Annotated in this window: 1 tRNA gene and 1 rRNA gene; both read right to left on the bottom strand. The window is 39.9% G+C overall.

From position 1 onward, the window contains the following. Positions 1 to 160: 160 nt before the first annotated feature. A tRNA-Ala gene (locus QQ041_RS23710) sits at positions 161 to 236 on the bottom strand. 78 nt (positions 237 to 314) lie between these two features. After that, a 16S ribosomal RNA gene (locus tag QQ041_RS23705) occupies positions 315 to 366 on the bottom strand; the annotation flags it as partial.

Here is a 366-nt window from a genome sequence, read left to right as displayed (position 1 = left end):
TGTTGTGTTTACCATAAAGGTAAACATTGAGAACTTTTAAATTTGATTGAATTACTCGTAAGTAATCAATCAGTCAGCTTTCCAAATTGTTAAAGAGCTAGATTTTTCTAATTAAAGAAATAACCATTTTTAAAGATTCTTAAGGAAGAACACTTAAAGATGGTGGAGCTATGCGGGATCGAACCGCAGACCTCCTCGCTGCCAGCGAGGCGCTCTCCCAGCTGAGCTATAGCCCCATCTGGAAAAGTATTTCCTACTCTTAACTTATTAAACCTAATCAATCTGTGTGGACACTTATCGTGAATATCTTCGTATAAGGAGGTGATCCAGCCCCAGGTTCCCCTAGGGCTACCTTGTTACGACTTC

The sequence above is a fragment of the Vibrio sp. TMPB1044 genome, from assembly GCF_030442075.1.
Classification (GTDB): Bacteria; Pseudomonadota; Gammaproteobacteria; order Enterobacterales; family Vibrionaceae; genus Vibrio; species Vibrio satsumensis.
This window is presented reverse-complemented; position numbering and strand designations above follow the sequence as displayed.